15 protein-coding genes are annotated in these 25,640 nt (G+C 64.9%); 7 read left to right on the top strand and 8 right to left on the bottom strand.

The features are described 5' to 3' along the window. The 3 genes from KA184_01740 to ubiE form a co-directional block, all read right to left on the bottom strand. On the bottom strand, nucleotides 1-1,435 hold a 1,435-nt coding region (locus KA184_01740; protein MBP8128273.1), incomplete at its 3' end, for a hypothetical protein. Nucleotides 1,436-1,523: 88 nt separating this feature from the next. Continuing rightward, entirely contained in the window at nucleotides 1,524-3,704 is a 2,181-nt protein-coding gene (locus KA184_01735) for a DUF1343 domain-containing protein (protein MBP8128272.1), read from the bottom strand. Between the two features lie 1,186 nt (nucleotides 3,705-4,890). Beyond that, nucleotides 4,891-5,607 carry a bifunctional demethylmenaquinone methyltransferase/2-methoxy-6-polyprenyl-1,4-benzoquinol methylase UbiE gene (ubiE, locus tag KA184_01730; protein MBP8128271.1) on the bottom strand — a complete coding sequence of 239 codons (717 nt, stop codon included), beginning with the start codon at nucleotides 5,605-5,607 and terminating at the stop codon, nucleotides 4,891-4,893. A gap of 293 nt (nucleotides 5,608-5,900) precedes the next feature. Here ubiE and fliQ point away from each other — a divergent pair, with 293 nt between their 5' ends. The 6 genes from fliQ (at nucleotide 5,901) to KA184_01700 (ending at nucleotide 12,599) form a co-directional block, all read left to right on the top strand. Continuing rightward, entirely contained in the window at nucleotides 5,901-6,176 is a 276-nt protein-coding gene (fliQ, locus tag KA184_01725) for a flagellar biosynthesis protein FliQ (protein ID MBP8128270.1), read from the top strand. Nucleotides 6,177-6,208: 32 nt separating this feature from the next. Continuing rightward, complete coding sequence (gene fliR / locus KA184_01720) at nucleotides 6,209-6,976, top strand: flagellar biosynthetic protein FliR (protein MBP8128269.1); 768 nt, start codon at nucleotides 6,209-6,211, stop codon at nucleotides 6,974-6,976. Between the two features lie 7 nt (nucleotides 6,977-6,983). After that, a complete protein-coding gene (gene flhB, locus KA184_01715; protein ID MBP8128268.1) occupies nucleotides 6,984-8,099 on the top strand; it encodes a flagellar biosynthesis protein FlhB in 1,116 nt (371 codons plus the stop codon). Between the two features lie 217 nt (nucleotides 8,100-8,316). Continuing rightward, on the top strand, nucleotides 8,317-10,350 hold the full coding sequence (flhA, locus tag KA184_01710) for a flagellar biosynthesis protein FlhA (GenBank protein MBP8128267.1): 2,034 nt from the start codon (nucleotides 8,317-8,319) through the stop codon (nucleotides 10,348-10,350). A gap of 1 nt (nucleotide 10,351) precedes the next feature. Next, complete coding sequence (gene flhF / locus KA184_01705) at nucleotides 10,352-11,749, top strand: flagellar biosynthesis protein FlhF (GenBank protein ID MBP8128266.1); 1,398 nt, start codon at nucleotides 10,352-10,354, stop codon at nucleotides 11,747-11,749. Then, nucleotides 11,742-12,599, top strand: a complete 858-nt coding sequence (locus tag KA184_01700) for a MinD/ParA family protein (GenBank protein MBP8128265.1) — start codon at nucleotides 11,742-11,744, stop codon at nucleotides 12,597-12,599. Before flhF ends, KA184_01700 begins: the two co-directional genes overlap by 8 nt. A gap of 136 nt (nucleotides 12,600-12,735) precedes the next feature. Here the strand turns inward: KA184_01700 and KA184_01695 are convergent, their stop codons facing one another. Then, nucleotides 12,736-14,268, bottom strand: a complete 1,533-nt coding sequence (locus KA184_01695; GenBank protein ID MBP8128264.1) for a glycine hydroxymethyltransferase — start codon at nucleotides 14,266-14,268, stop codon at nucleotides 12,736-12,738. Nucleotides 14,269-14,400: 132 nt separating this feature from the next. Next, nucleotides 14,401-18,399 (bottom strand): hypothetical protein, encoded by a 3,999-nt coding sequence (locus KA184_01690; GenBank protein MBP8128263.1) that lies wholly within the window; start codon nucleotides 18,397-18,399, stop codon nucleotides 14,401-14,403. 519 nt (nucleotides 18,400-18,918) lie between these two features. Between KA184_01690 and KA184_01685 the strand changes: the two genes are divergently transcribed. Further along, nucleotides 18,919-21,414, top strand: coding sequence for a hypothetical protein (locus tag KA184_01685; protein ID MBP8128262.1), 2,496 nt, complete (start codon nucleotides 18,919-18,921; stop codon nucleotides 21,412-21,414). Between the two features lie 315 nt (nucleotides 21,415-21,729). On the opposite strand, the gene KA184_01680 is transcribed toward KA184_01685, so the two are convergent. From KA184_01680 to KA184_01670, 3 genes are all read right to left on the bottom strand, one after another. Next, nucleotides 21,730-22,761, bottom strand: a complete 1,032-nt coding sequence (locus tag KA184_01680; GenBank protein ID MBP8128261.1) for an alpha/beta hydrolase — start codon at nucleotides 22,759-22,761, stop codon at nucleotides 21,730-21,732. A 255-nt stretch (nucleotides 22,762-23,016) separates the two neighbouring features. After that, nucleotides 23,017-24,504, bottom strand: coding sequence for an MFS transporter (locus KA184_01675; GenBank protein ID MBP8128260.1), 1,488 nt, complete (start codon nucleotides 24,502-24,504; stop codon nucleotides 23,017-23,019). 197 nt (nucleotides 24,505-24,701) lie between these two features. Then, nucleotides 24,702-25,640, bottom strand: a 939-nt coding sequence (locus KA184_01670; GenBank protein MBP8128259.1) for an isocitrate lyase/phosphoenolpyruvate mutase family protein, incomplete at its 5' end; no start/stop codon positions are given.

The following is a 25,640-nucleotide window of genomic DNA, read 5'->3' as shown; positions in this document are numbered from 1 at the left end:
CGGCGCTCTCCGCGGGCGCCTCGAGCATCTCTTGCACGGCTGGTTCCGCGGATGGCGCGGCCACGGATGGAGGCGCCAGGAACCCGATGTCGCATGCGGGCAGATATTCGCGGAGCCACGCGATTTTGCCGGCGCTGACGCTCGTTTCGTAGAGGTCGAGGTCTTTGAGACGGCTCAACCGCGCGAGATAAGGGATTCCGGCATCGGAAACCGCAACCCCGAAGAGGTCCAGCGATTCCAGGTTCGTCAGCTTCGCGAGCGATTCCAATCCTGCGTCCGTGACGGCGGTCTCGGCAAGGCCCAAATGCTTGAGCGCGCGTAATTCGCGCAGGTGCGCCAGGCCCGCGTCGGTTATGCGCGTCCGGTTCAACCCGAGCCACTCGAGCGCCGTGAGCCCGGAAAGATGCCGCAAACCTTCGTCCGAAACGGGGGTATCATCGAGCGCAAGCCAGGTCAGCTCGGTGCATCTTGCAAGATGGCGCAGCGCGTCGTCCGTGATTTGGGCGCCGACGAGGTCCAGTTCGCGCAGGCCGGACACGCCGTGCAGGAAAGCGAGGTCGGCGGGGCCTGTGCCGCCCAGCTGCAGGCACACGTCGCCGCGCAAAGGCACGCGCATCGTGCCGCGCGCCTCGACGGTGACATAGTCGAGCCAGCGTGCGTAGCGGATCGTGCCGGCGGCGTTGTCGGCCGGAAAGCTGATCTGCCGCAGCGGCGCGTGATAGAGGCCGAGCGCGGCCAGGGCGGCCACGGCGCTCGCGATGGCGATCGCCGTAGTCAGTCCGCGGCGCCGGCCCGTGTGCGGCGCGAAGAGGACGCCGGCAATGGCACCGATGGCCGCGCAGGGTGCGGTGACGAGCAGCAGCCCCCGCGCAATGGCCAGCACGTAAGTGTCCCTCACGAGCGGGAAGAACACCGAAATGCCCGCGCAGGTGACCGCGGTCAGCAGGAGGGACGAAAAGGTCCATGCGGCGTCATTGCGGCGGCCTATCGCAGGACCGCGCCGCGGCGGCGCAACCGCCGCGAGCACAAACAGCAGCGCGCCGAGTTCCGCGCCGAGTCCTTTGCCCAGTGCGGGGAACAGGGACCCGATGAACCCGCCCGCGATTGCGCCGAGGATCAGGCTGCCGAGGATGGGTCCGGCGCGGCGGCCTGCCGTCTCGGGCGGCAGTTCGCGGCCCGCGCGGAGCAGGAAACCGCCGATGAGAAACAACACGGCGCAGACGCCCGCGGCGATGCCGGTGTTTGGGCCCAAGGCGGGCGCTTCGGTCAGGTTGCGGATAGCAGGCGTGCCAATGACCGCGCCGAGAAACGCGCCGGCCAGCAGGCACCCCAGCGCAAAGAAGAAGGCCCGCAATACTTGGAACCGCGCGCGCGGCCGCTGCCGCGGCGCAATCGCCGGGCGCGTGTTGCCCATTCGTTCAACGCTCAATGGCATGACGGCGGCTCCCCTCGGATTCCCGGACCGTTCCACATAACCTGAGACGGTATTATAACGGAGCAGTGCCTGCCATGCCGATCCAGGGTCAATAGAGGCGGGGACGCAGCTTGTCGTAGGCGGCGTGGGCCGCCGCATAACCCTTCACGATGTCCAGGGCGGGCGTGTCCGCATCGACCTGCTCGCGCAGGCCCGGTCCGCCCGCCAGCGTGTCAAAGAACGGGTTCCAGGCGAATTGTTCCGGATGCTGCCGCCGGATGGCGCGAAGGATCGCCAGCGACGTGGTGAAGGCGCGTACACGCGGCGCATCCACGACGGACACATGGATGCCGCGGCAGAGCTGGTCGCGAAAGCGCGGGTCCACCGCGCGGCCCGGCAGGGAGCGCGGGGTATAGAACGTAGGCCGCAGGAGGCAGCCCTCCGTTTCTTCGGGCGTCAGTTCGGCGAGCACGCGCAGCGGGTCGAGCCAGGGGGCGCCCACGAGATGAAACGGCGATTCCGTGCCGCGTCCTTCATTCAGGTTGGTCCCCTCGAAGAGGCACATGCCCACATAGAGCAGGGCCGTATCGGGACGCGGGATGTTCGGCGACGGCGCGGCCCACGGAAGCGAGCATTGGTGAAACATGTAATCGCGCGGCCAGTTGTCGAGCCGGTTCACGCGCAGATCGAGCTTGGCGCCTTTCAGTTCCGTGTTCTGAAAGAACAGCGCGATTTCGCCCAGCGTCATGCCATGCCGCACGGGCACCGCGCCCCAGCACACGGGCGAATCGCCGTGTTGCGCCACGGGCCCTTCGAGCACTGCACCGCCCAGCGGGTTGGGCCGGTCCAGGACGAGCACCGGCGTGCCCGATTCCGCGCAGGCGCGCAGGCAGTCCTTCATCGTGTGCGCGTAGGTGTAATAGCGCGCGCCCACGTCCGGTAGATCTATGACGAAGAAGTCGGTCTCGCGCAGTTCTTCCGCGGTGGGGCGCCTGCGCGTTCCGTAGAGACTCGTGATGGGAAGGGCTCCCTGTTGGGACACAACGGCGGCCCCCGCTTCCGCGGCGCCGTCGTATCCGTGCTCGGGGCTGTAGATTCGCCGCAGCATCATCTCTGAATGCAATTGCAGCGCCTCGCGGATGCGCAGACCCGCCTCGTTGATGGCGGCGTTGTTGGTGAGCACGGCGGTGCGCGCGCCCGCCAGCGGGCGATAGACGTCCCAGAGCAAGCGGTCCAGCCCGCCGTGCGTGTTCGTGCGGGCGATGTAGAAATGCTGCGCGATGGCGCTATAGAAGGCGCGCCGCAACGCGCGATTATCGCGCCTCTGCCGCGATGGATGACAGGTGTTGCTCAACAAGACCGCGAAAAGGCGGGTTTCGCGGTCCATCCAGATGCTGGTGCCGGTCCAGCCCGTATGCCCGAACGCGCTGCGCGCGGGCAGATAGCCCTCCGAACCTTCGCCCCACGGATCGACCTTCCAGCCGAGACCCTGCCACGGGTAGAACGGCAACTGCCCCACGCGCGTCATCATCGTGAGCGTGGCTGGCTTGAGAATGCGCCCGGAAAGCAGCGCCTGGCAGTATTTGGCGAGGTCCGGCGCGGTCGAGAACAGGCCCGCGTGGCCGGACACGCCGCCCGCGGCGGACGCGTTCTCGTCGTGCACCTCGCCGACAATGACGCGCTTGCGCCACGCGCAATCTTCCGTTGCCGCGCACAACGGCGCCCACTCCGGGGGAGGGCGGAAATCCGTCCGGGTCATGCCGAGCGGCTGCCAGAGCCGTTTGCGGCAGTACGCGTCAAGCGAATCGCCCGCCACCAGTTCCACCAATCGCCCGAGGATCATAAATCCGATGTCCGAGTACTGACGCCGCGTGCCTGGCGGCCACGCGAGGTCGAGGAGGGCCGCGCGCTGCACCATCTCCGTGAGCGAGCTTGCGTCGCGATACCAAGGTTGCATGGCCGAAAGGCCCGTCGTATGGGTGAGCAGATGGCGCACGGTAAAGCGATTGAACGCGGGCACAGGCATCAGCGAGCCGACGGATGCATCCAGGTCGAGACGGCCTTCTTCCCAGAGCATCATGAGCGCGGTCGTCGTTGCCACGACCTTGGTGAGCGACGCGAGGTCGTAGGGAGTATCAGGGGTCGCGGGCGAATGCGACGGCGTGGTCTGGCGTTCCCCCGCGGCCTCGACGGCAAAGACCGTGGATGCGTCGCCGATGCACGCCACGGCGCCGGGCGCTTTCGCGGCCTGCACCGCCCGATTCAACGCGTTGCGGAGTAATGCTTGCACCGCTTGTCACTTCCCGAATGTATCGCGGATTCCACGCGCATACGATACCCCAAGTGGCCGGCACACGGACAAGTCCAGCCCGGCTCGTGGCGCATAAACAAATCGGATGGGCCGCCGGTACGTTGACGGCGCCATCCGATCCTACAGGCATCCGCCCCAAAAAGCGCAGGATGGACCGCAAAAAAAGATAAAGAGAACGCCTCCTCACCCGCGAAGCGGCTTCACGCTTTCCAAGGACCTTCTCCGCTCTTACACGGCAGACCCATCCCGATAGTCCGCGACTCTCGAAACAGGCCGACAGCCCTTTTCCACCGTTCTCCGCGCGTGGAGTATGGCGTTCCCCTTGCGCCCGGTAACAGACCAAGCGCTTTGCCCCCGTTAGGGGGTCCGTCGAAGTCCGCCGACTATTTCTTCTTAGCGGCTTTCTTCTTCGGAGCAGCCTTCTTTGCCGCTTTCTTCGGAGCGGCTTTCTTCTTGGCGGCTGCCTTCTTCTTCGGAGCAGCTTTCTTCTTCGCAGCGGGCATGCTTACTCTCCTTCTGTTGCTAGACCCCATTGACCAACGTATCCGGCGGCGTTGCATCACGACGACGGGTCGTGTGCCGCCGAAGCGCTTCCCGCCCGTGGGAAGCCGCTTTCACGGGCGCGTGCCCGTTTCAGCGCGATGCCGGCACGGCGTGCGGCCGTGCGCGACTTCAACTACGCGGTGTGCTGCGGCGATCACCCGTGACGTGCGATGCGCTGAGGCGCGTCCGCGTTCTCCGCGGCGCATGCGCGCGCGTGCACTTCGCGCGTTTTTGTTTTTTTGCGCCGCTTCGTCCGCGTCATTCACCAGGGTGCGCGATCGCAGATCAGCCCGCATTTACAAGGCGATCCTGCAACCGCAGCATCTCCATTCCTGCTCGATTCAATTTTTCAATGGTCAGTCTTTAGCAAAAGAAGAGGGAAAAGTAAAGAACTTTTTTTCATCAGATTTCATTCCGGTGGTCATCTTCCACCTCTTGCGTATCGCGCGCGCAATGCACGGTCTGTTTCTCCTCGCGCTCCGCGACACGCGGTCTCACGCAGGCTCATGTCCGAACGCGAGGATGTGCGCGAGGATCAACGAAGCGCGGATCAGGCCCTGAATCCGGGCACGTGCGGCGATCCGGAGCGGCGGGAAAGACGCGTACGCGGCGAGACGATCGTCTACGCCGCGCCAAGATACAACGTGGCGATGCCGAACGTGAGAGGAATCGCGCGGACATCACGGAAGCCCGCGCCCGTCATCAACGCGCAGAACGCGGCGGCGAAAGGGAACGTCTCGACGGTCTCGTTGAGATAGCGGTACGCCTGGAAGTCGCCGGAGATGAGTCCGCCGATGCGTGGCAACACGTGGCGGAAGTAGAGCAGATACGCGACGCGCACCAGCGCATGCGCGGGCAGTGAAAACTCGAGCACGAGCGCGCGGCCGCCCGGACGCAGCACGCGCCGCATTTCGCGCAGTGCGACATCAACGTTCGTCACGTTGCGGATGCCGAACGCGATCGTCACCGCATCGAAGGACGCGTCGCGCAGGCCGAGCCGCGTCGCGTCGCCGCGCACCAGCGCGCACGCGGCCGCCGGACGCGCGCGCGCGACCTTGACCCGGGCGCGGGCAAGCATCCCGCCGGATATGTCCAGCCCGACGGCGGTGGTCACGCGCGGCTCCCGCGCGCACAGCGAGAGCAGGACATCCCCCGTACCGGTGGCAAGGTCGAGCAGGCGCAGCGCGCCGCCTGCAGGAAGTTGTTGCGCCATGCATTTGCGCCAAGCCACGTCGCGGCGCAACGACAAGAGCCGGTTCAGGCAGTCATAGCGCGGCGCAATCCGGTCGAACATCTCCGGGGCGCGCCCCCGGTCCGGCCCTCCTTGTGCTGTACTCATGGCTTCCTTGCATCATTTACGCAAACAGAATGGCAGCAACAGCCGCTGATCGTACTGGACGCAAGGGAAGGTTTCAATGCGGCGCGACAAGGCAGACGGCGGGACTCACGGAGGGTATCAGTGACAGCGTGGACAGACAGGCGGAGAGCGGCCCATGTGGCCCGTCCACCTCGTTTTTTGGTTTCAGCGCAACGTATTGTGACGACTTGGGTTGACGTACTCTATATGTTGTGGTATCCTGGCCCCGCAGCAGGGGAGTCGCGTAGTCCGCGTATTCTCCGGAAGGGCCGCGCATGACGATAGACGATGTCACCTATATCGGACAACAGGCGATGGTCGTCACCCTGTTGGCCTCTGCGCCGATGCTGATCGCGGGCATGGTGGTCGGTCTGGTCATCAGCGTGCTCCAGTCGGTGACGCAGATACAGGAGATTACGCTGACGTTCGTGCCGAAAATCGTCGCGGTGATGGTGGTGTTCGTTATCTTCTTGCCGTTCTCTACGGATGTGCTGCTGGATTTCGTGCGTGAGCTGTTCGGCGGTATAAGCACGATCGTTAGCGCGCGTTGACGCCGCCTTGACCGCCGGCGAACGGGAACGCCATGGCTGAGTTGGAATACTTCAAGTTGTTTGTGCTGGTGCTGGCGCGATTCAGCGGTCTGGTTGTGAGCGCGCCGGTGCTGGGTTCGGCCAATTTTCCCATGATGGCGAAAGCGGGTTTTTCGGCCTTGGCCGCACTGGTGATCACCCCGACGCTATTGCCGTTCACGACAACGCTGCCGAATGCTCCGCTCGCATTCGCGCTGCTCGGCGCCGGCGAATTCCTGATCGGGGTCATCCTGGGTTTCATCATGACGCTGATATTCGCCGCAATCCAGCTGGCGGGGCAGGTCATCGACCTGCAAACCGGCTTTGGCATGATGAACGTTTTCAATCCCGCGCTTGAAACGCAGTTTCCCATCTTCGGTTTCTTCCTGTTCATATTGGGTGTGCTTTACCTGCTTGTAATCAACGGGCATCACCTGATGATCCGCGCGCTCGTGGCCACGTATGACCATGTGCCGGTAGGCGGTTTCGCGGCGCGGCCGGCGCTGCTCCTGGATGCGGCGCGTCTCGGCCAGGGCATGTTCGCCGACGGGCTTGCGCTGGGTGCGCCGCTCGCGGCCGCAATGCTGCTCGCCTACCTGACGATGGGCTTGCTCATGCGCGTGGTGCCCCAGATTCACATGTTCGTGGTGGGCTTTCCCCTGACCATCGCGATTGGCCTTGTGTTGCTGGCGCTGTCGATCGGCGTGTATCTCGCGGCCCTGGACGGCCTCTTCCACCAGATGTTCCGCGATGTGGACGAGCTGATCCGCGCCATGGGATAGACAAGCCATGCCCGACGACACCGGCGGCGAGCGCAACATACCCGCGACCCCGCGGCGGCGCGAACGCGCGCGCGAGGAAGGCACCGTTGCGCGCAGCCAGGACCTGAGTTCCGCGTGGGCGCTGTTCGTGGCGCTGCTCGCGATGTTGTTGCTCGGTCCCGGCATGCTGGACACGCTTGGAGAAGCGGGGCGAATCTTTCTCGGCCGGACGGAGGAGTTTCTGTCGGGCCGCACGGAGCTGGACACGCTGGCTTGGCAGGCGATGCTCCTGCTGTTCCGGGGCGTGCTTCCCTTCATGGGGGTGCTCCTTGTGGCGGGCCTGGCGATCAACCTGCTGCAAGTCGGGTTTATTTTCACGGCGAAGCCGCTGGTCCCCAAGTTCGAACGGATCAACCCTGTTTCGGGCTTTCGGAAGTTCTTCACGGCGAGGACCTTCGTGGAACTCGTCAAGTCCATCGCGAAGTTGCTGTTCATCGGCGCGATTGCCTGGTTTACGCTGAGTTCCCGCACGCGTGACATGGTCCTGCTGATGCTGCTCGCACCGGGCGAACTCGTGGACGCGATCGGTGCTCTCATCTTCGCGCTGTGGTGGCGGGTCGTTGCCGGCATGGCCGTGATCGGCCTGCTCGACCTCGGGTTCCAGCGCTGGCAGCATGAAAAGGATCTCCGCATGACGCAACGCGAGTTCCGCGAGGAAATGAAGGAGATGGAGGGCGATCCGCTCATCCGCAGGCGCGTCCGGCAATTGCAGCGGCAAATGGCCATGCAGCGCATGATGACCGAGGTACCCAAGGCCGACGTGATCATTACGAACCCGACGGAGTACGCCGTTGCGCTGCGTTATGTCATGAACGAAATGGACGCGCCCGTCGTTGTTGCGAAAGGCGCGCGGCTCATCGCACAGCGCATCCGCGACCTCGCCATCGCGCACGACGTGCCCATCGTCGAACGGCCCGACCTCGCCCGCACGCTGTACCGCACCGTGGAAATCGGACAGGCCATTCCCGAGGCGCTGTTCCGCGCCGTGGCGGAGGTGCTGACGTTCGTTTATCGTATCGACCGGCGCGTCGAGCGCGTCCGGGAACGCGAAGCGGCTCTGCGCAACGCGCGCGCGGCGGTCTAAGGAGGAAAAAGAGTATGCGATTGCCTTCTTCCTGCCCGTGCTCGTTGCTTTCCCGAGCCGCGCCGCCCTGTTGGGCATTCCCGGTGTCGCGGGGTTGCCGCACAGCAGGAGTATTTGGAGGTCGCGCACGGATACGCGCACGAGCAAGAAGACGAGCTGACGGAGATTGAGCTTGGCGGTTTCGGCACAGGAGTTACAGCGCCGCGGACGGTTTCTCATCGGCGGCAACCAGGACATCACGCTGGCGGTGTGCGTGATCGGCATCCTGGTCATTCTCCTGCTGCCTGTGCCGACGTGGCTGCTCGATATCATGCTGACGGTCAACATCTCCTTGTCGGTCGTCGTTCTGCTCGGGACCATCTACCTGCAGCAGCCGGTCGAATTCGCGGTGTTTCCCTCGCTCTTGCTCATCCTGACCCTGTTCCGGCTCAGCCTGAACGTGGCCTCGACGCGCCTGATCCTGGCGCAGGCCGACGCGGGCAAAGTCATCGCGGCGTTTGGCAATTTCGTCACGAGCGGCAATCTCTTCGTCGGCATCGTGATCTTCATTATCCTCGTCGTAATCCAATTTGTCGTCATCACGCGTGGCGCGGGCCGCATCTCAGAAGTCGCGGCGCGGTTCACCCTCGACGCCATGCCCGGCAAGCAGATGGGCGTCGACGCCGACCTGAACGCCGGGTTGATCACGGAGAACGAGGCGCGCGAACGGCGGCGGCGCATCGAGCGCGAGGCGGATTTCTACGGGGCCATGGACGGCGCCACGAAATTCGTGCGCGGCGACGCGATCGCCGGAATCATCATCACGCTCGTGAATATCGTGTTCGGCCTGATCATCGGCGTGGCGACGCTTGGCTTGCCGCTGGCCGAAGCGGCGCGCGTCTACACCACGCTGACCATCGGCGACGGCCTGGTCTCGCAGATCCCCGCGCTGATCATCTCCACATCCGCGGGTCTCGTCGTCACGCGCACGGTCTCGGAAGACAATCTCGGCGTCGATTTCTCGCGGCAGTTCACGCGTTACCCGCGCGCCCTCGGCGTGGCCGCGGTCATGCTGGCCCTGTTCGGCATCGTGCCGGGCATGCCGACGGTGCCCTTTGTGCTGGTGGCGGGCGTAATGGCGTTTCTCGCGTTCAGCGCCCAGCAGACGCGGCGCGAACTCGCGCGGCAGCAGCTGCTCGAGGAGGAAGCCGCGAAAGCGCCGCCCGCGCAATCCCTGGAACGCACCGAAGACCTGCTCAGCATTGACCCGCTCAAGATCGAGTTGGGATACGGGCTGGTTTCGCTGGCCGATGCGCGGAGCGGCGGCGACCTCCTGACCCGCATACAGATTATCCGGCAACAGATTGCCACGAAAATGGGCTTTATCGTGCCGGTTATCCGGATTATCGACAATATGCGCATCCGCGCCCACGAATACCAGGTCAAGCTGCGCGAATCGGTGATCGCGTCGTACGAACTCATGCCGGAACACTTCCTCGCCATGAACCCGGGTCTCGTCGAGGAAGAGGTCGAAGGCTTTCCTACGAAAGAGCCCGCATTTGGCCTCGACGCCTTGTGGGTGGCCAAGGAGAACCGAGACCGCGCCGAGCGGCTCGGTTATACCGTCATTGACCCGTCCGCCGTGCTGGCCACGCACCTGACGGAACTCATTTACGCGCATGCGGACGAATTGCTCACGCGCGAGGACGTGCAGACCCTCGTCAAGCATCTCAAGGAGACGTCGCCGACGGTCGTGGACGAGTTGCTACCGGGTATCCTTACCTACGGCGAACTGCAGAAGGTGCTGCACCTGCTTCTGCGCGAGCGGGTCTCGATCCGCAACCTCGAAGCGATTCTCGAAGTCCTGTGCGACTTTGGCACGCGCACCAAGGACCCGGAAATCCTGGCCGAATACTGCCGTCAGGCGCTGGGCCGGCAGATTTGCAGCGCCTACGTGGACGAAGACAGCGTGCTGCGCGTGGTGACCGTGTCCCCGAAACTTGAGAAAGAGATCCTGGACGCGGTCAGCCGCGCCGAGACGGGCTACATTCCCGTTTCGCCGGAGCGCGCGGACCTAATCGCGGAGAAGACCGCGGAGGCGCTGCGCCCGCTGGTGATCACGGGCCAGGAACCGGTGGTGCTGACGTCGGCGCCGGTGCGGCGCTACTTCCGGCGCATCATCGAGCGGCGCATCCCGAAGATCGTCGTTCTTTCCTATAATGAAATCGACCCCGCGGTGCAATTGCAGAGCGAAGGGCAAGTGAGTTTGTAAGATGGGCCAGCAATTCCAGAAGATCCGCGCCAAGACCCTCGACGAAGCTTACAGGGTCATGCGGCGGCAGTTCGGACTCGACGCCATTGTGGTCAGCACGCGCCACGTTAATGCGGGCGGCCTGTTCGGCTTCTTCGGCGAGCGCATGGTCGAAATCACGGCATCCGTGCCGACGCCGGATGTGCGGTCCGCGCCGCGGCGGCCCAGCGCCGTCGAGCGCAAGTATGCGTCGCAGCGCCTGCCGGAGGAACTGAAGCGCAGCCTTTCCATGGAACACTACGAACGGATCGTGCGCGAAGCGCAGAAACGGATGAACGGCGAAGCGCCCGGGGGAGCGGAAACCCTGTCGCCCGCCGCGCGCGCCTTCGAGTCATTGCCGGAAACGCCGCCGCGGCCCGCGCACGTCGCCGCGCCGCCAGGTCCCGCGCAAGCCGCGCCCGCGGCGAGCGCCGCCGCACCGGCCGCCGCGCCAGCGGAGTCGCCCGTCGTGCCGTTCCGCAAACCCACCGACGAGCCGAGCGCGGAAGTGTTGCGCCGCGAGGTGCGCGAAATCCGCGAGATGCTCCAGGTGCTCTACTCCGAGAGTCCCGGCGCGGGGCTTCCGACCGAGTTCGCGCCCTATTACCGCATGCTCGTGAACCGCGGCGTATCGCGCAAGGTCGCCGCGCAGCTCCTCGGCGCCGTACTGCGCGACAGCGACCCCGGCGTCCTTCGCAACGGCCGCATCTTCGAGGAACGGCTCAAGCTCGAGATTCGCAAGCGCGTCCGCGTCACCGGCGGCCTTGCCGTCGAGGCCGGCACGCGGCGTGTCGTCGTGCTCTGCGGCCCTACGGGTGTGGGCAAGACGACGAACCTCGCCAAGCTTGCCGCGCTCTACACAGTCCGCGAGCGGGCGCGCGTAGCCCTGCTTACCGCGGACACGTACCGTATCGCCGCGCCGGAGCAATTGCGCGTCTACGCGAACATCATCGGGCTGCCCCTGCGCGTGGTGAACGATCTCAAGGAACTGGGCGAGGCGCTGCACGACATGCGCCGTTTTGATCTCGTGTTCATGGACACGGCGGGCAACAGCCAGTTCAACCTGGAACAGATCAACGAACTCAAGAGCCTGCTGCAGGAGGTCCAGCCGTACGAGACGGTGCTCACGATGAGCGCGAACACGCACCTTGAAGATCTGCGCAGCGTAGTCTCGAACTTCAAGTGCCTGAACCCGACCTCCGTGCTGTTCACGAAAATCGACGAGACGCGGCAGTACGGGGCCATGCTCAGCATCCTCGTCGAGGCCAGCCTGCCGCTCAGCTATATCAGCGTGGGGCAGAACGTGCCCGACGACATCCGGGTGGCTTCAACGGCCCACGTGGCCAATTTGGTTATGGAAGGCAGGGAAAGCCGTGGCTGATCAAGCGCAATCACTTCGCGAACTGGTGTGGCGCGCGCACAGCGTGGCGCGCGTGCTGGCTGTCACGAGCGGCAAAGGCGGCGTCGGCAAGTCCAACACCAGCGTCAACCTGGCCATCGCGCTGGCGCGGCAGGGCAAGCGCGTTATCCTGATCGACGCCGACCTGGGCCTCGCGAACGTTGAAGTGCTCATGGGCTTCAACTCGGTGTACACGCTGCAGGACGTGATCGACGGCGAGCGCGGCATCCGCGACGTGCTGGTGCGCGCGCCGGGCGGCATCCAGGTCGTGCCCGGCACGTCGGGCCTCGCGAAGATGGCGGACCTGCCCACGAGCGCGCGGCAGAACGTGCTCAAGGGCCTGCGCGACCTGCACGACCAGGCCGACTTCATCATCGTCGACACCATGGCGGGCATCGGCCAGAACGCCGTCGGGTTCACCCTTGCGGCGGACGAGGTGCTGCTCATCACCACGCCCGAGCCCTCCGCCATCGTCGATGCCTACGCCATGCTCAAGACCGTTTATCACCGCCGCGACGACGCGGTTGTCCGGCTCATCGTGAACATGGCCGCTTATGACACGCAGGGCAAAGCCGTCGCGGCAAAACTGGCGAACGTCGCGCAACAGTACCTGGGCCGCAACCTGAGTTACTTGGGCTTTGTGCCCCGCGACCCGCACGTGTCGCAAGCCGTCATGCAGAGCACCCCGTTCCTGCTTGCATATCCCGACTGCCCCGCCGCGAAGGCCATGCAGCAGCTTGCCGCGCGCGTGCTCCAGCAGCAGGTCGAGTTCGAGCCCAAGAAAGAGAACTTCTTCCGCCGTTTTGCGCAAAGCCTCGGCATCGCGGGATAAAAAGCGCCTGAGCCGGCTGCCGCGCTAATCTTCTCTGAGCCCGGAGCGACATCTTTATCCGATGGCCTGCGTAATCAGTGCGGATTGGTGAAGAGGAGTCTTCCCATCTGCTCCTTTGCTTCCAACCCTGCTGCGTTCACCCGAAATGCCGTTGCAGCAATGCCAGGTCGAGTTGCGGGTAAACGGGGAAGCGGTCGAGCAGCGCCTTGGTGCGGGCGCGGCCTTCTGCGCGGGCCTTGTCGTCGAGGGCATAGAGTTTCTTGCTGGGCTGGCCGGCGCTTCTGCCGGACTCGAGGATTTTCGCTTTCGTGCCCGCCAGAACGAGCTTGATAATCGCGGCGATTTCCCGCATCTCGTCCGGGCCCATGCCGAGCGTGGTCGTGGCGGGCGTGCCGAGGCGCAGTCCGCTGGTGATCATCGGGCCGTTCGGGTCGTAAGGCAGTGAATTGAAATTCAGGGTGATGCCGCATTCGTAGAGCGCGGCGGCGGCCTGGCGTCCTGTCAAGTCGCAACTGCGCGCGACATCGATCAGCATGAGATGGTTGTCGGTGCCGCCGGTGGCGATCGCGAGGCCCTCGTCCGTGAGCGCTTTCGCGAGCGCGCGCGCATTCGCGACGACCTGGCGCGCGTAGGCCTTGAATTCGGGCCGGTTCGCCTCGGTGAACGCGACGGCCTTCGACGCGAGGATATGCGGGAGCGGCCCGCCGATGACGAGGGGGCAGCCCTTGTCCACGCACTCGGCGAATTCCTTCTTGCACAGCACAATGCCGCCGCGCGGGCCGCGCAGGGTTTTGTGCGTGGTCGAGGTGACGATGTGCGCGTGCGCGACGGGGTCCGCGTCGCCCTGGAACACGCCGCCGGCGACGAGCCCGGCGAAATGCGCCATGTCGACCATGAAGACGGCGCCAACCTTGTCGGCGATTTCGCGCATGCGGCGGAAATTGATCTCGCGCGGGTAGGCGCTGTAGCCCGCAAGCAGGATCAGCGGCCTTATTTCCGTGGCCATGCGTTCGATTTCATCGTAATCGAGCAGGCCCGTTTCGCGGTTGACGGCGTAACTGTACGCATCGAACATTTTCGCGGACAGGTTGCGCCGGTAGCCGTGCGTGAGATGGCCGCCGGAGTAGTAGTCCATGCCCAGCAGCCGCTGGCTGCCGAGCGCGCGGCGGATACGTTCCCAATCCTCGCGCGAGAGCTTCATCGGGTCCTTCGTATCGAGCGCATCCAGCGCGGGCGCCTCGACGCGCGCGGTGAGCACGGCCCAATAGGCGATCATGTTGGCGTCCGCGCCGCTGTGCGGCTGGACATAGGCGTGCTCCGCGTTGAAAAGCCTGCGCGCCTGCTCGCAGGCGTAGGCTTCGATGGTGTCGACGTTCTCGCAGCCCTCGTAAAAGCGCGAGAATGCGAAACCCTCGGCGTATTTGTCGGTGAGCAGGTTGCCCATCGCGAGTTGCGTGGCCAGGCTGCTGTAATTCTCGCTGGCAATGAGCTTGAGGTAGCGCCGCTGGTCCGCGAGTTCGTTCACGACGGCGCGGGCGGTCTCGGGCGTCACCTTGGCCACTTCGGCCAATGCACAGACAAAGCCGAGCGCCCCGGTATCGATGCGCCCCGCGGGCGTCTGTTTCAGATAGGCTTCAACCGCTGCGTTGGACACGAATCGTTCCCTCATCCTGGTTGCTGTTTGAGCTTTGCACGGCCGCGCGCTTGCCGCGGCGCGCACTTCCGGGATCCTCATCCCGGCGTGGAAGCATGGTAGTCGCTCGGAGCCGGGGAAATAAAGCGCGCGCGATTCTTGCGCCGGTCACTGGCCCGCCGGTGCGGCATGGTGCATGGCCCACATCCCGAGGAACAGGACTGCGCTCGCCGCGCCAGCCACGCCCGCCGTGCCCGCCGCCGGGAAACTCGGCGTGTTGTTCGGGTCCAGCGGGTCATAGCCGTTGCGAACCTCGTCGCCGTCTGAAACGCCGTCGCCGTCGCTGTCCGCCGCGAGCGGATTCGTATGGTGCGCGCCCGTCTCGTCCGCGTCGGAGAGGCCGTCGTTGTCGTCATCCGGGTCGCCGGCGTTGTCCAGGCCGTCATTGTCCGTATCGTAGGGACGCGGGTCCGCGCCGTCCAGCGCGCCGTCCGCGTCCGCGTCCGTATCGAGATAATCGGGTGTGCCGTCGTTATCCGTGTCATCCGCGCCTTCATCCAGGTCGGCGATGCCGTCGCCGTCGGCATCATCGTCCAAGTAATTGGGCAGCGCGTCGCCGTCACTGTCTGATAGACCTTCCACGAGATCGCCGATGTTGTCGTGGTCGCCGTCGAGTTCCGCCAACGCGAGGCGGACAAACGGCTGCGTATACGCCTCCGCTTCTTGGTCCGCATAGGCGACCCAGCATTCGAGGTCCGTCGCGTCGTAGAGCACGTTCACGACGTTCGCTCCGTGCGTGGCGATCTGCCGCGCAAGGTCCATCATCTTGTCCGCATCGAGTTTCCCGTGTTCCGCCTGGAGCGTGGGGAAGGCGCCGCGCCCTTCATCGTTATAGACGACGTCGGCCAGCACGTTCGGCGCGAACTCGTCCGTGGGGTCGTTGTCTGTCCAGATAAGCAGGTCGCCCGGTGGCGGCTCGGGCGAGTGCGCCTTGATCTTGACCCCCGCGCGTTCGGTTTTGCCGTCGCCGAAGACGAAATGGTAACGCTTGATGCGCGGCGCGTTCTTCAGGATATCTATCGCCCCGGTAAGAGTGCCGGCGTCGTAGAGCATATTGCGGAACAGGGGCATGAAGTGCGTGCCATCCATGGGGAATGGATACTCGCTGCCGGGAGAATCGCCCATTTCGGCGAGCGCGATGCCCGCGTCGTTCATGCCTGTGTGAGAACCCACGATGCCGGCGAATCCGACGTTGACGTGAGCGTGGCCCTCTTCCGGCATATACACGACGAGCGCGGGGTACGCGTGCGCGCCCGCCTCGAGGTCCCAGTCGAGGTCGCGCGTTTGATAGAGGTGGCCGTCCGCCGTGGCCGTGTCCCACGCAGCGACGCTGCTGCACGAGTAATCGGCAATTATGGTGGCGCAATGCACGCGGCGGAGCAGGAGGTAGTCGATCTCCGCGCCCGCGGCCAGCCCCAGCAATTCCTGTTCGTGGCGGACGTCCGTGTGCGGATTCGTCGCCGCCCACGCCGCGTCGAGATTCTCGTTCGTGAAACGGGGGTCCTGCTGGACATGCGCCATGAACTGTGGCACGAAAGCCTGGATTTCCGCCTGCATCAGCCGCCCGTACTGGTAGCCCATCTGGAACGGCGTGCCGCTGACCACGACGACCGGTACTTCTTCGGCGCCGGTTCCGATTGCGCCGCGGTAACCCGCACCGCCGACGCCATCGCGGTCGGTCTCAAGCGTAAACGGAACGTATTCCTGCAAGTGCGCCGGCTGCGGGCCGTCCGCATAGGCGATCCAGCACTCGCGCGCCGTGTTGGCGTAAACGATGCTGACGAGGGTCCCGTCGACGCCGTCCGCGCGGGCGATCTCGATGGCTTTGGGCGCGTCGATGCTGCCGTACCGCGCCTGAATCGCGTTGTAGAGGTTCTGATTGCCGCCGCCGTTGTGTTTTTTCCAGTAGATGACGCCGTCAAGCGCGGCATGGAACGGGGCGGGGTCTTCGCAGGGGTGGTCCGTCACCGATTCGTCGCCAAACTGATCGAAACGGGTGTGGCTCGTGAAGAGCAGGCGGCCCCTGGGCTCCGCCGCCGCCGGGTCGCCCAGCGCATAGTGATACTGGTTGGTGCGCGCCGCGCTCTGCATGCGGGAGAGCGCGTCGGGCAGCGTCCGCTCGTGATAGAGCACGTCGCGCAGCAGAATCGGGAACGGAACCCCGTCCAGCGTCTCGGCGTCACAGAAGTGGCCCATGATCTCGCTCACGGCGAGGCCGTGCTCGTTCATGCCGCCCACCGCGGCGCCCAGCATGCCGGCAAACCCGATGACGGCGTGGGCGGCGCCGTCTTCCGGATGGTACACGGCGACGACGGGGTAATCCTGTAGCCCGGAGTCCATCGTCCAGTCCAGGTTGCGCAACTGATACATCTGCCCGCCCGCGGTGGCCGCGCCCCACAGCACGTAGAGGCCGCACCCGTTCTCCGAGATGTCCGGCAGCATGGTCATGCGCTGCAGTTCGCGGTATGTCATCTCCGGATGGCCCGCGTCGGTGCAGCCGTCCGCGATGCCGCGCAGTTCCGATTCCCACGCGGCCGTGTCGAAGTATTCGCGCTTCCACATGGCCGCGACCGCCGCGTCGTAGACGCTGTCCGGGATGCCGAAGGCGGCCATGTCGGCCCGCGCGCCGGCCACCTGGTCCGCGAGCAGGCGGCCATACCAGTAGCCCATCTCGTAGCGGCTGCCGCCGAGGTGTACCAGCGTGATCGTGTCCGAGCCGGCGCCAATAGTCTCGATGGTGCCCCAGCCGCCCGGCTTGCGGAACGGCAGCCGGTCCGGCACGACGCTGACCTCCGTCGTGAACTTGAACGGTTGTGCGCCGCCGTTCGGGTAGGTCAACTCGACCAGAAATGCGGCCCAGCCCGTGGCGGGCGGCGTGGCCTGCGCGACATAAAGCCCCGCGCCCTGATCGGCGAGCGGCGAACTCGTCCACGCCTCGCCGATGGTGTCGAGGCGGAAATTGCGCTCTGCGGGGTTGGCGGCCTGCCAGAGCAGGACCTGCGACGGCGGCGCGCCCGGGTCCGTCTGCACGCGCAGGCTGCCGTCCGGCTGGCGCGTCCACGTGAATTGCGGGCGGGGCCGGTTGTTCAGCCACGCGTCATAGACCGCTTCGAGATTCGCCACGGCTTCGGCGTTCATGCCGTGGTCCGCGTTCGGCACATAGCGCAGATGCTTTTCGCCGGGCAGTGCGTCGAAATAGAACTGCGACGAATCGGGCAGGAAGAACTCGTCGCCGGTTGCGTTCATGATGTACTTGGGCATCGTGTACCGTTCCGCGTACGAGTACGGGTCCACGATGGCCATCATCGCGCGGAATGCATCCGTGTGCAGCCAGTCCATGATGCCCATCGTGACGTAATCGCCCACGGCGGGCGCCCAGTAGCCGTAGGCGTCCCAGTGGTGCTGCAGCGCGTGTTCCAGGTTCAGCACATCGATCACGATCGGAATTGCCAGCTCCACGCGCGGGTCGACAGCCGCGACGGTCCAGGTCGTCCAGCCACGCTTCGAGCCCCCCGCCACGGCAAAGCCGGTGATGTCCGGATGCAGCGCCTGGACGGTGTCCATTGCGCGCACAGCCGCCTTGGTCATTGGCAATCGCGGCAGCCACAGCGGGTCGGAAGTCTGCTTGAATTTGTCCCAGGCAAACGTGATGAGTTCGTCTTCGCGCCGGCCGCTTTCCAGGTAGTCCGGGTCCGTCTCGCCGCTAAATTTGATGGGCTGGTTCGGGATCATGCGCAATTCGGCGACAATCGACTGCGTATGCACCGCGAAACCGGCGAACATGTCATCGACCGACGTAGGCGCCTCGCCGCCGTTGGAGCCCCCGGCGATAAACAGCATCGCCTTGTCGTGCGCGACTGTGTCGGGCACGACTACGTTCAGCCAGTGCTCCCACAGCGTGCGGTCCACTTCCGCCGCGTCGCGCCATGATTGCGAAACCATGTGATACACGTTCACCGTGTAGCCGGGACCGCTGAAGGTATGGGCGAGGCCGTACGCGTAGGCCGGGTCCGGCGCGGCGACGTAGTCGTCCAGCGGTGTCGCCGTTGCCGTGGCCCCTGTGCAACAGATGATAACTGCAACGAGAAGATTTCGCTTGCCTGACATGGCGGTCCTCTTTTCTGGTCTCAGGCCTCTATCCCGCGGAAGGTTTCCCCAATAGCCTTGCCGTCCATAAGCATACCGGAGAATGAGCATAACACAGACGGGACATAAGACATAGCGGCGACGTGTGTCAATGGACGGGCATACGAACTTTCAAGACGACGGAACCCCCGGCGGTTTCGCCGCCGGGGGCTCCGTCCGGACCTTGGGCTTCTGGAGGGCTCAGCACTCGTCAAGAGGGAAGCAAGCTTCATGCCGTTTCGCGGGCCAAGTCGCGATTCTCAAGTAACTCATTGTGAATGAATGGGATACCTAACTGGAGCCGGGTTCCGAACCGGGTGGGATCCCCGCCGAGAGGTTGTCATCGTGACGCATTTTCGTCACCTGTGTTTGTCATCATGACCAATGCGCGCAACAGCGGAATCGCCCACCATGCCTAATAGGGGATTTCGCAATTTGCGAGGTCATGACTTGCAATTTCCATCAGGCACCGGTTACTGTTGATTAGGAGGCTTACAGGAGATGAGTGCGTCCTCCGCCGATGTCGGCGAATTCCGCATCTATTGCATCTGCGGCCAGAAGATGCGCGTATCCGCGGCCATGTTCGGCCGTCCCGGGCGCTGTGTGGCCTGCGGCCAGAAGATGCGCGTGCCGCGACCCGAGGAATTGCCGCAAGGCGTGCTTGATGTCTATTTGAAGGATTTCCCGCAGTTTATCCGGAAGGCGGCCCGGCGTCTGGAAGACGCGGGCGCGGCCGATGAAGCGGAAGACGCGGCCCTGGAAGATGCAGGCGACCGGGTGGAGACCGCGCCGCTCGATACGCTGGAGGTTACGCGCCGCCTGTGCAGTTACGAGTTTCACGTGGCGCGCGCGCTTGAGAATTGCCGCGACGCGGCGCCGGGCAGCGCGGAAGCCACGGAAAAGACGACGCTGATGGGCTACCGCGCACTGGCGCGCAAGGCGCGCGCCGAGTTGGACGATAACATGCGCAAGCGGCTGATGGACGTGGCCGTCGACCTCTCGGAAGTGAAGGACCGGCTGGCGCGGTGCACGTTGTCGGCGCGCGTCGGCGAAATGGAGTTTCAGGAGTTCGTCGAAACGGTTACGCCGTTGCGGCGGCGCCGCGAGAGTCTCGAGCGGCTGCGCCAGAATCTGCGCGGCTGGCTTATCGTCAACGACCCTTTCCTGGCGGGCGGGCTGCTCGATGTGCCCTTGGACGACCCGCCGGTGGACGTGGAGAGCGTCGAATTTCCCGAGTGGATACCCTCCGAAGAGGAGGCGCTGCTGGACCAGTTGTTGCGCGCGTTCCGCGAGACGCTCGAAGAGCGCGAATATGCGGAGCGCAAGCTCGCGGAATGGCACAAGGTGGAGCAGGAGGGCGGTCTCACCGGCTTCAATATCGAACGCTACAAGACGATGGCCGAAGCGGCGCGCGTTCGCGCGCTCGCGGCGGCGGCGTTTTTTCAGGAACGCGTGCAGCAGGCGCTGCAGGACGCCGAGAGCGAGGTGAAAGCCGTGCGGGCTCACCTTGAGCTGGCGCGCCACCGGCTCGAGACGGGGGAGATCACGGTAACCCAGTTCAACTCGCTGGAACTCGAATTGCTTCGCGCGCAGGCGGACAGCGCCAAGTCGTGCGACCTGGCGCGGCAAACGCTGGAGGCCAAGCGCATAGAGGACGTGCCGCGCGTCCAGACCAAACTTTTCCGCCGGATTGCGCGGCGAGACGCGGCCAGCGGCGTGGGCGTGGATTCGTGGCCCGCCTGGGCGGGCGCGGTTGCGCTGGTGTTATCCATTTTCGTGCCCATCGTGGACCCGATCTCGGGCGGAAACGCGGTCGCGCTGCGCGGGTTGCTGCTTGGCCTTGTGCTGGCCGCGGTGCTGGTGGCGCTCGCGGCGTCGATACCGCGCCGGCGTGTGCGCGGCACGGGAATCGGGCTGGTCTGGCTCGTCGGCGTCGTTGCGTTCGCGCTCTATATCTATCAGAAGTATCACGGGCTGGAACGGGTCGGCGCAATCATGCGCCGCGACCCTTATTGGCTGGTTGAGCCGGGCATGCTCCTCATCTTTGGCGGCGCCCTGTTGATTGCGGTGTCATTCTGCATAGCGCTGTTCCAGGAGAAGCGCATGTGGCACATCCCGATTATGATCGGGTTCGCGGCGGTACTGATTGTCGGCGTGGCGGCCACGGACCTGGCGGGCTATCTGAAACCGTTGCCGGTTGTCATGGACATCACGCAGATGTTGCAGGAGCCCGGCGCCCCCGGGGCGCCCGCGCAGTACCGCGTGCATGTGGGCATCGCGAACAAGGGCCAGCGCACGTGCTGGCTGAACCCGAGCGATACCGGAAGGCCGGACCCGGTCGCGTTCCGCGTCGCGCGGCACGTCTCCGGGAGGGATTGGGACTACGACCTGCGGCCGGTGCGGCTCAAGACCGGCGGGGCGGACTGGCGCGACCTGCGGGGTGTTTCAGGCGAGACGGCGCTCCATCCGGGCGACGAAGCCACCTTTGAATTCCTGCTGATACCAGGCGATTACCGTGTCGAACTGCTTGCAGACTGGCGGAGCGACGGAATCTCGCGCGTCTTCACGCTCGCGCCGCCGCCAGAGCCGGCCGAACCTGCGCACGAAACGCCGTCCCCGGAACGGGAACCCTCTGTTCCCGAGGAAACCGCGCCCGAACCGGCCGCGCCGCCGCCGGTCGCGGAGGAGGAGCCGGCGCCCGCCGCGCACATTGCCGCGAGCGGACCGGAGCTCGAATTGCGAGGGGTCGGCGGCGACCCCGCCGGCGGACCGCGCTTTGTGCTGATGCTCCATCACGTCGACGGGCCCTCGCACGACCTGCGCATCGCGTTGGGGCAGCCTATCTACAGGGGGTGGACCGCCCTTGAATATGATCCCGAACGCCAAACGCTGACGGTCGGTCTCCAGGACGAGGGCGGCCACACCAGCGAGATCAAGATATTGCACACGGGCGAGCGGGTGCTCTTGCCCACGCCGGAACCCGCCACGAGGCCTTAACCCTCCCTCTTGACAGATTTACCACGAGGCTGTAGATTACGAGAAGTCTTGTTGGGGTCCATAAGTGAGAACGCATGGGAGGGTAATGATGCGACACGTGCATGGTCTGACAAGGATTTCGTCTTCTCCAAAGCCGGCCTCAAGCAGGCAGTTCACCAAGGTATGCTTGATGTCGGGGGGATCATTGGAGGATGGGGGCAACACGTGCGTCTTCAATTCCGAAGCAAGCCGGTCGCTCTTCGAACTGCTTGCCGGGATCAAGGGCGTACCCTATTCTTGATGCTTTCGCCGCGATAGGGGTACGCGCCCGTTCCGTTAGAGGTATTCGTCGAAGAACGCGTTCATCAGCCATTGCACGCGCACGTTGACGGGCGCGACGATGTCGAGGGTGTGCATCCAGCCGTCGAGCCGGTCGTACCAGTAGGGCACGCCAAGTTCCCTGCACCGTTCCGCGAGCAGATCGGCTTGCGCAACCGGCACGATGTCGTCGATGGTGCCCTGGATGATGAGCGTGGGCGGGTCGTTTGCGTCGAGGTAATGGATGGGCGACGCCTGTGCAAAGCGGTCCGGGTCCTTGTCGTAGGTCGTGTTCAGGAACGATTCGACGAGTTTGTGCGCGCGGGCCATGTCCGCCGTGAGGTCCGTAGGACCGTAGAGGTTGACGACGCACGCGATGGCGCTGCTCACGCCCGCATGGCCGGCCGTGCCTTCGAGCTCGGGCGCATCGGACGAGTATCCCGTCATCATCGCGAGATAGCCGCCCGCGGAGCCGCCGATCACGGCGATGCGATCCGCGTCGACCGTCAGTTCTTCCGTGTTCGCGCGCATCCAGCGCACGGCGCACTTGGCGTCCTCGACGCACGCGGGGAACGGCGCCTCCTGCTTGAACCGGTAACCGATCGTAGCGACCACATAGCCGCGTTCGGCGAAGCGCACGGTGTAGTACTTGTAGTCGCGCTTGTTGCCGCTTTCCCAGCCGCCGCCGTGGATGAAGATCAGGCCGGGCGCGGGCGCGGTCAGCGAATCGGGGTAATACAGGTCGAGCAAGAGCGCGCGGTCGCCGATACGGCCATATTCGACGTCCGTTTTCTCGATGACGCCCGCCGGGACGGGGATGTCGCCAAACGCGTCGACAACGGGGATGCACCCGAGCAGGTAAGCGAGATACAGGGCCTTCAGCGTGGGGTAGCCGGGCGGGGGCGCGGGCGCGTCCGGGGGCAGGACCACGAGGTCGGGGCGTGGTGGCGCGATGGCTTCCGAATAGAACAAATACCAGATACCGGCGGCGGCCCCCACCGCCACGGCGATCAGGTACAACCCGAAGAAAATCCATTGCAGCTTGCGCATGGGCGTCCCCTCGTTTTCTTGAAGGAAAACTGTGGCACACCCAGACCAAGGCTGTCAAAGGCAAGGACTCAAAGAAAGGGTACGGGGAGAAGGAGGCGTTTCTGTCTGCGCCTTGCCAGAGGGAACGACACCGGGGCGTTTTCCGTTCCTGGTCCGTTTGGTCCTTTTCGTCCTCGATGAGGGCACGCGTCCCACGAAAAACGCATGCCGCCCCGCGCGGGGGCGGCATGCGCACATCGGCATGCAGAGCGCGGATCAGGCGGAGATTCGTTCTGCCTTGTACCCGCCTTTCATCCGGTCATTCGCATAGAGTGCGACGAAGACAATGACCAGGATGACCGCGAGCGCCGAAACCACGCGGAAGGACATGCGCCCTCCGTACAGTTCCGCCGGGTTGAGCAGTTCCTTGGCTTTGGCCTCCAAAGGCGTTTTTGGCGCACATTTGATGGCGCCGCGGAGCACATTCGCCGTGTCGTTCGGCGGGAGCACCTGCGTTTCGGCGGAAGCCAGGACTCCCCGGGCCAGCGCGAGGGTCTCGTCCACCGCCGCGGCCAGTTCCAGGTTCTCAGGGCTTGCGGCCTTGACCTTGGGGAGCTCGTCAACCACTTGCTGAACGACGGCGACGGTAGGCGCCACCTCGAACTTCTCATGGCCGTAATAGTCCGCCACGAGCCCCATCATGGGTATGGTCAGCACGCCCACGGCGATATTGCCGGCGACGCCCATCAACGCGAGGGCCAGTTCGCCGCCTTTTGGAACGCGTTCGGAGACCACGCCCAGCATCGTCGGCCAGAAATAGCAGATGCCCACGGCGAAGACCGTGTCCGCCACGAAAATGGCCGGGCTGCCGTCGGCGTGGCTGAGCCAGAAGAGGCCCAGGCCGGAGAGGACCGCCGAACTGAGCAGCATGCCCGTGGGCGAGAGCTTCTGCGCCACCGGCCCGGCGAACTGCCGCATCAACGCCATCAGCAGGCTGGTCCAGACCAGGACGAGCATGCCGTGTATGCCCGCGGAATCCAGCACGGTCGGCATCCAGCGGTTCGGTCCGAGTTCAACCGAGGCAGTCATCATCATGCACACGAACAGAAGGAGAAACAGCGGGCGGCCCAGCGTGGCGCGGATCATGCCGCCGAAGGAAACGCCGGATTGCGCGCGCTCCGTCAGCGGATACTTCTCGAAGAACATCATGCCCGCGGATATGACCGCGGGAATCAGGATAAGCGAGAGCTTGACCTGCCAGTTGCCGATTTCGGCCTGGGTCATGGCGAAGCACAGCAGGCCGCCGACCACGATGCCGCCCGGGAACCACACGTGGAACTGGTTCAACTTCTCCACTTTCCGGGTCGGATACAGCGTCGCGACCAGGGGATTGCACGCGCCCTCGACCAGGCCGTTCGCGAAGGCGATCGTCAAAGCCCCGAAGAAGAGCATCCAGAAGCCCGTCGCGAAGATCATGACGGACACGCCGGCGAAGAAGAAGACGTAGGCAAGCCGCATCAGGAAACGGATGCCCAGCACGGAGCATAGCGGCCCGAAGATCAGAATGGAGATCGGGAATCCCCATAATCCAGCGCCACCGATAAAGCCCGCCTGTTGATTCGTAAGCAGAAACTGCTCTTTCAGCGGCCCCATGATGTCGCTCAATACAGCGAATGTCATCGCCGTGGCGACGAGCGAAACACAACTGCCCGCGAAAAGCTTGCCCGCCTTAAACTCCCCACTTGCGCTCCATTCCTGCGACATATGACGTCCCTCCGGTATTCGCACACGCTTAAATGCAGGTCCCACCGCCCGGGGAAACGACCCTCAACCCTGTTCCGCCGGGCAAACAGACGCTCATACTACCCCGTGGACCTGCCGGGGTCAAACAATAGCTCGCGCGCACGAAAACGGCCCGTCTCCCCGAGGGAGGCGGGCCGAATGGGTACCTTGCGGCGTTGTCAGTGCTGGAACTGGGCTTCCTCGGTGGAGCCGGACAGCGCGGCGAGCGCCGAATGGCCTTGAGACACGACGTTCGTGATCTCGTCGAAGAAGCCGGTGCCGACAAAGCGCTGGTGCTTGACGGCGGCATAGCCCTTCTCCTCTTCGGCGAATTCTTCCTCCTGCAACTCGGAGTAGGCGGCCATCTGGCGTTCCTTGTAGCCGCGCGCCAGTTTCCACATGCTCAGGTTCAGCGCGTGGAAGCCCGCCAGCGTGACGAACTGGAACTTGTAGCCCATCGCGCCCAGTTCGTTCTGGAACTTGGCGATGACCTCCGGGCTGAGCTTTGCGCGCCAGTTGAACGACGGCGAGCAGTTGTACGCGAGCAGCGCGCCGGGACACTCGGCGAACACGCCCTCGGCGAACTGTTTCGCCTGCTTGAGGTCCGGCGTGCTGGTCTCGCACCAGACCACATCGGCGTAGGGCGCGTAGGCGCGACCCCGCGCGATGGCCGTCTCGATGCCCGGGCGAATCTGGAAGAAGCCTTCCTCGGTGCGCCCGCCCGTGCAGAACGGCTTGTCACGGTCGTCGATATCGCTGGTGAGCAGCGAGGCGGCGTCGGCGTCCGTGCGCGCGACGAGCACGGTCGGCACCCCGGCCACGTCCGCCGCGAGGCGCGCCGCGGTCAGCTTCGTGACGAATTCCTGAGTGGGCACAAGGACCTTGCCGCCCAAATGGCCGCACTTCTTCGCCGAAGCCAGCTGGTCCTCGAAGTGCACGCCAGCGGCGCCTTCCTCGATCATGCCGAGCATCAGTTCATAGGCGTTGAGCGCGCCGCCGAAACCCGCTTCGGCATCGGCCACGACAGGCGTCCACGGGTCGAAGGCGCGCACGCCGCTGAGCGTCTGAATCTGGTCGGCGCGCATCAGCGCCCGGTTAATCCGTCGCACGACGGACGG

Source organism: Candidatus Hydrogenedentota bacterium (assembly GCA_018005585.1).
Taxonomy (GTDB): Bacteria; Hydrogenedentota; Hydrogenedentia; order Hydrogenedentales; family JAGMZX01; genus JAGMZX01.
Note: the sequence above shows the minus strand (reverse complement) of the source record. Positions and strands in the feature narration are given on the sequence as shown.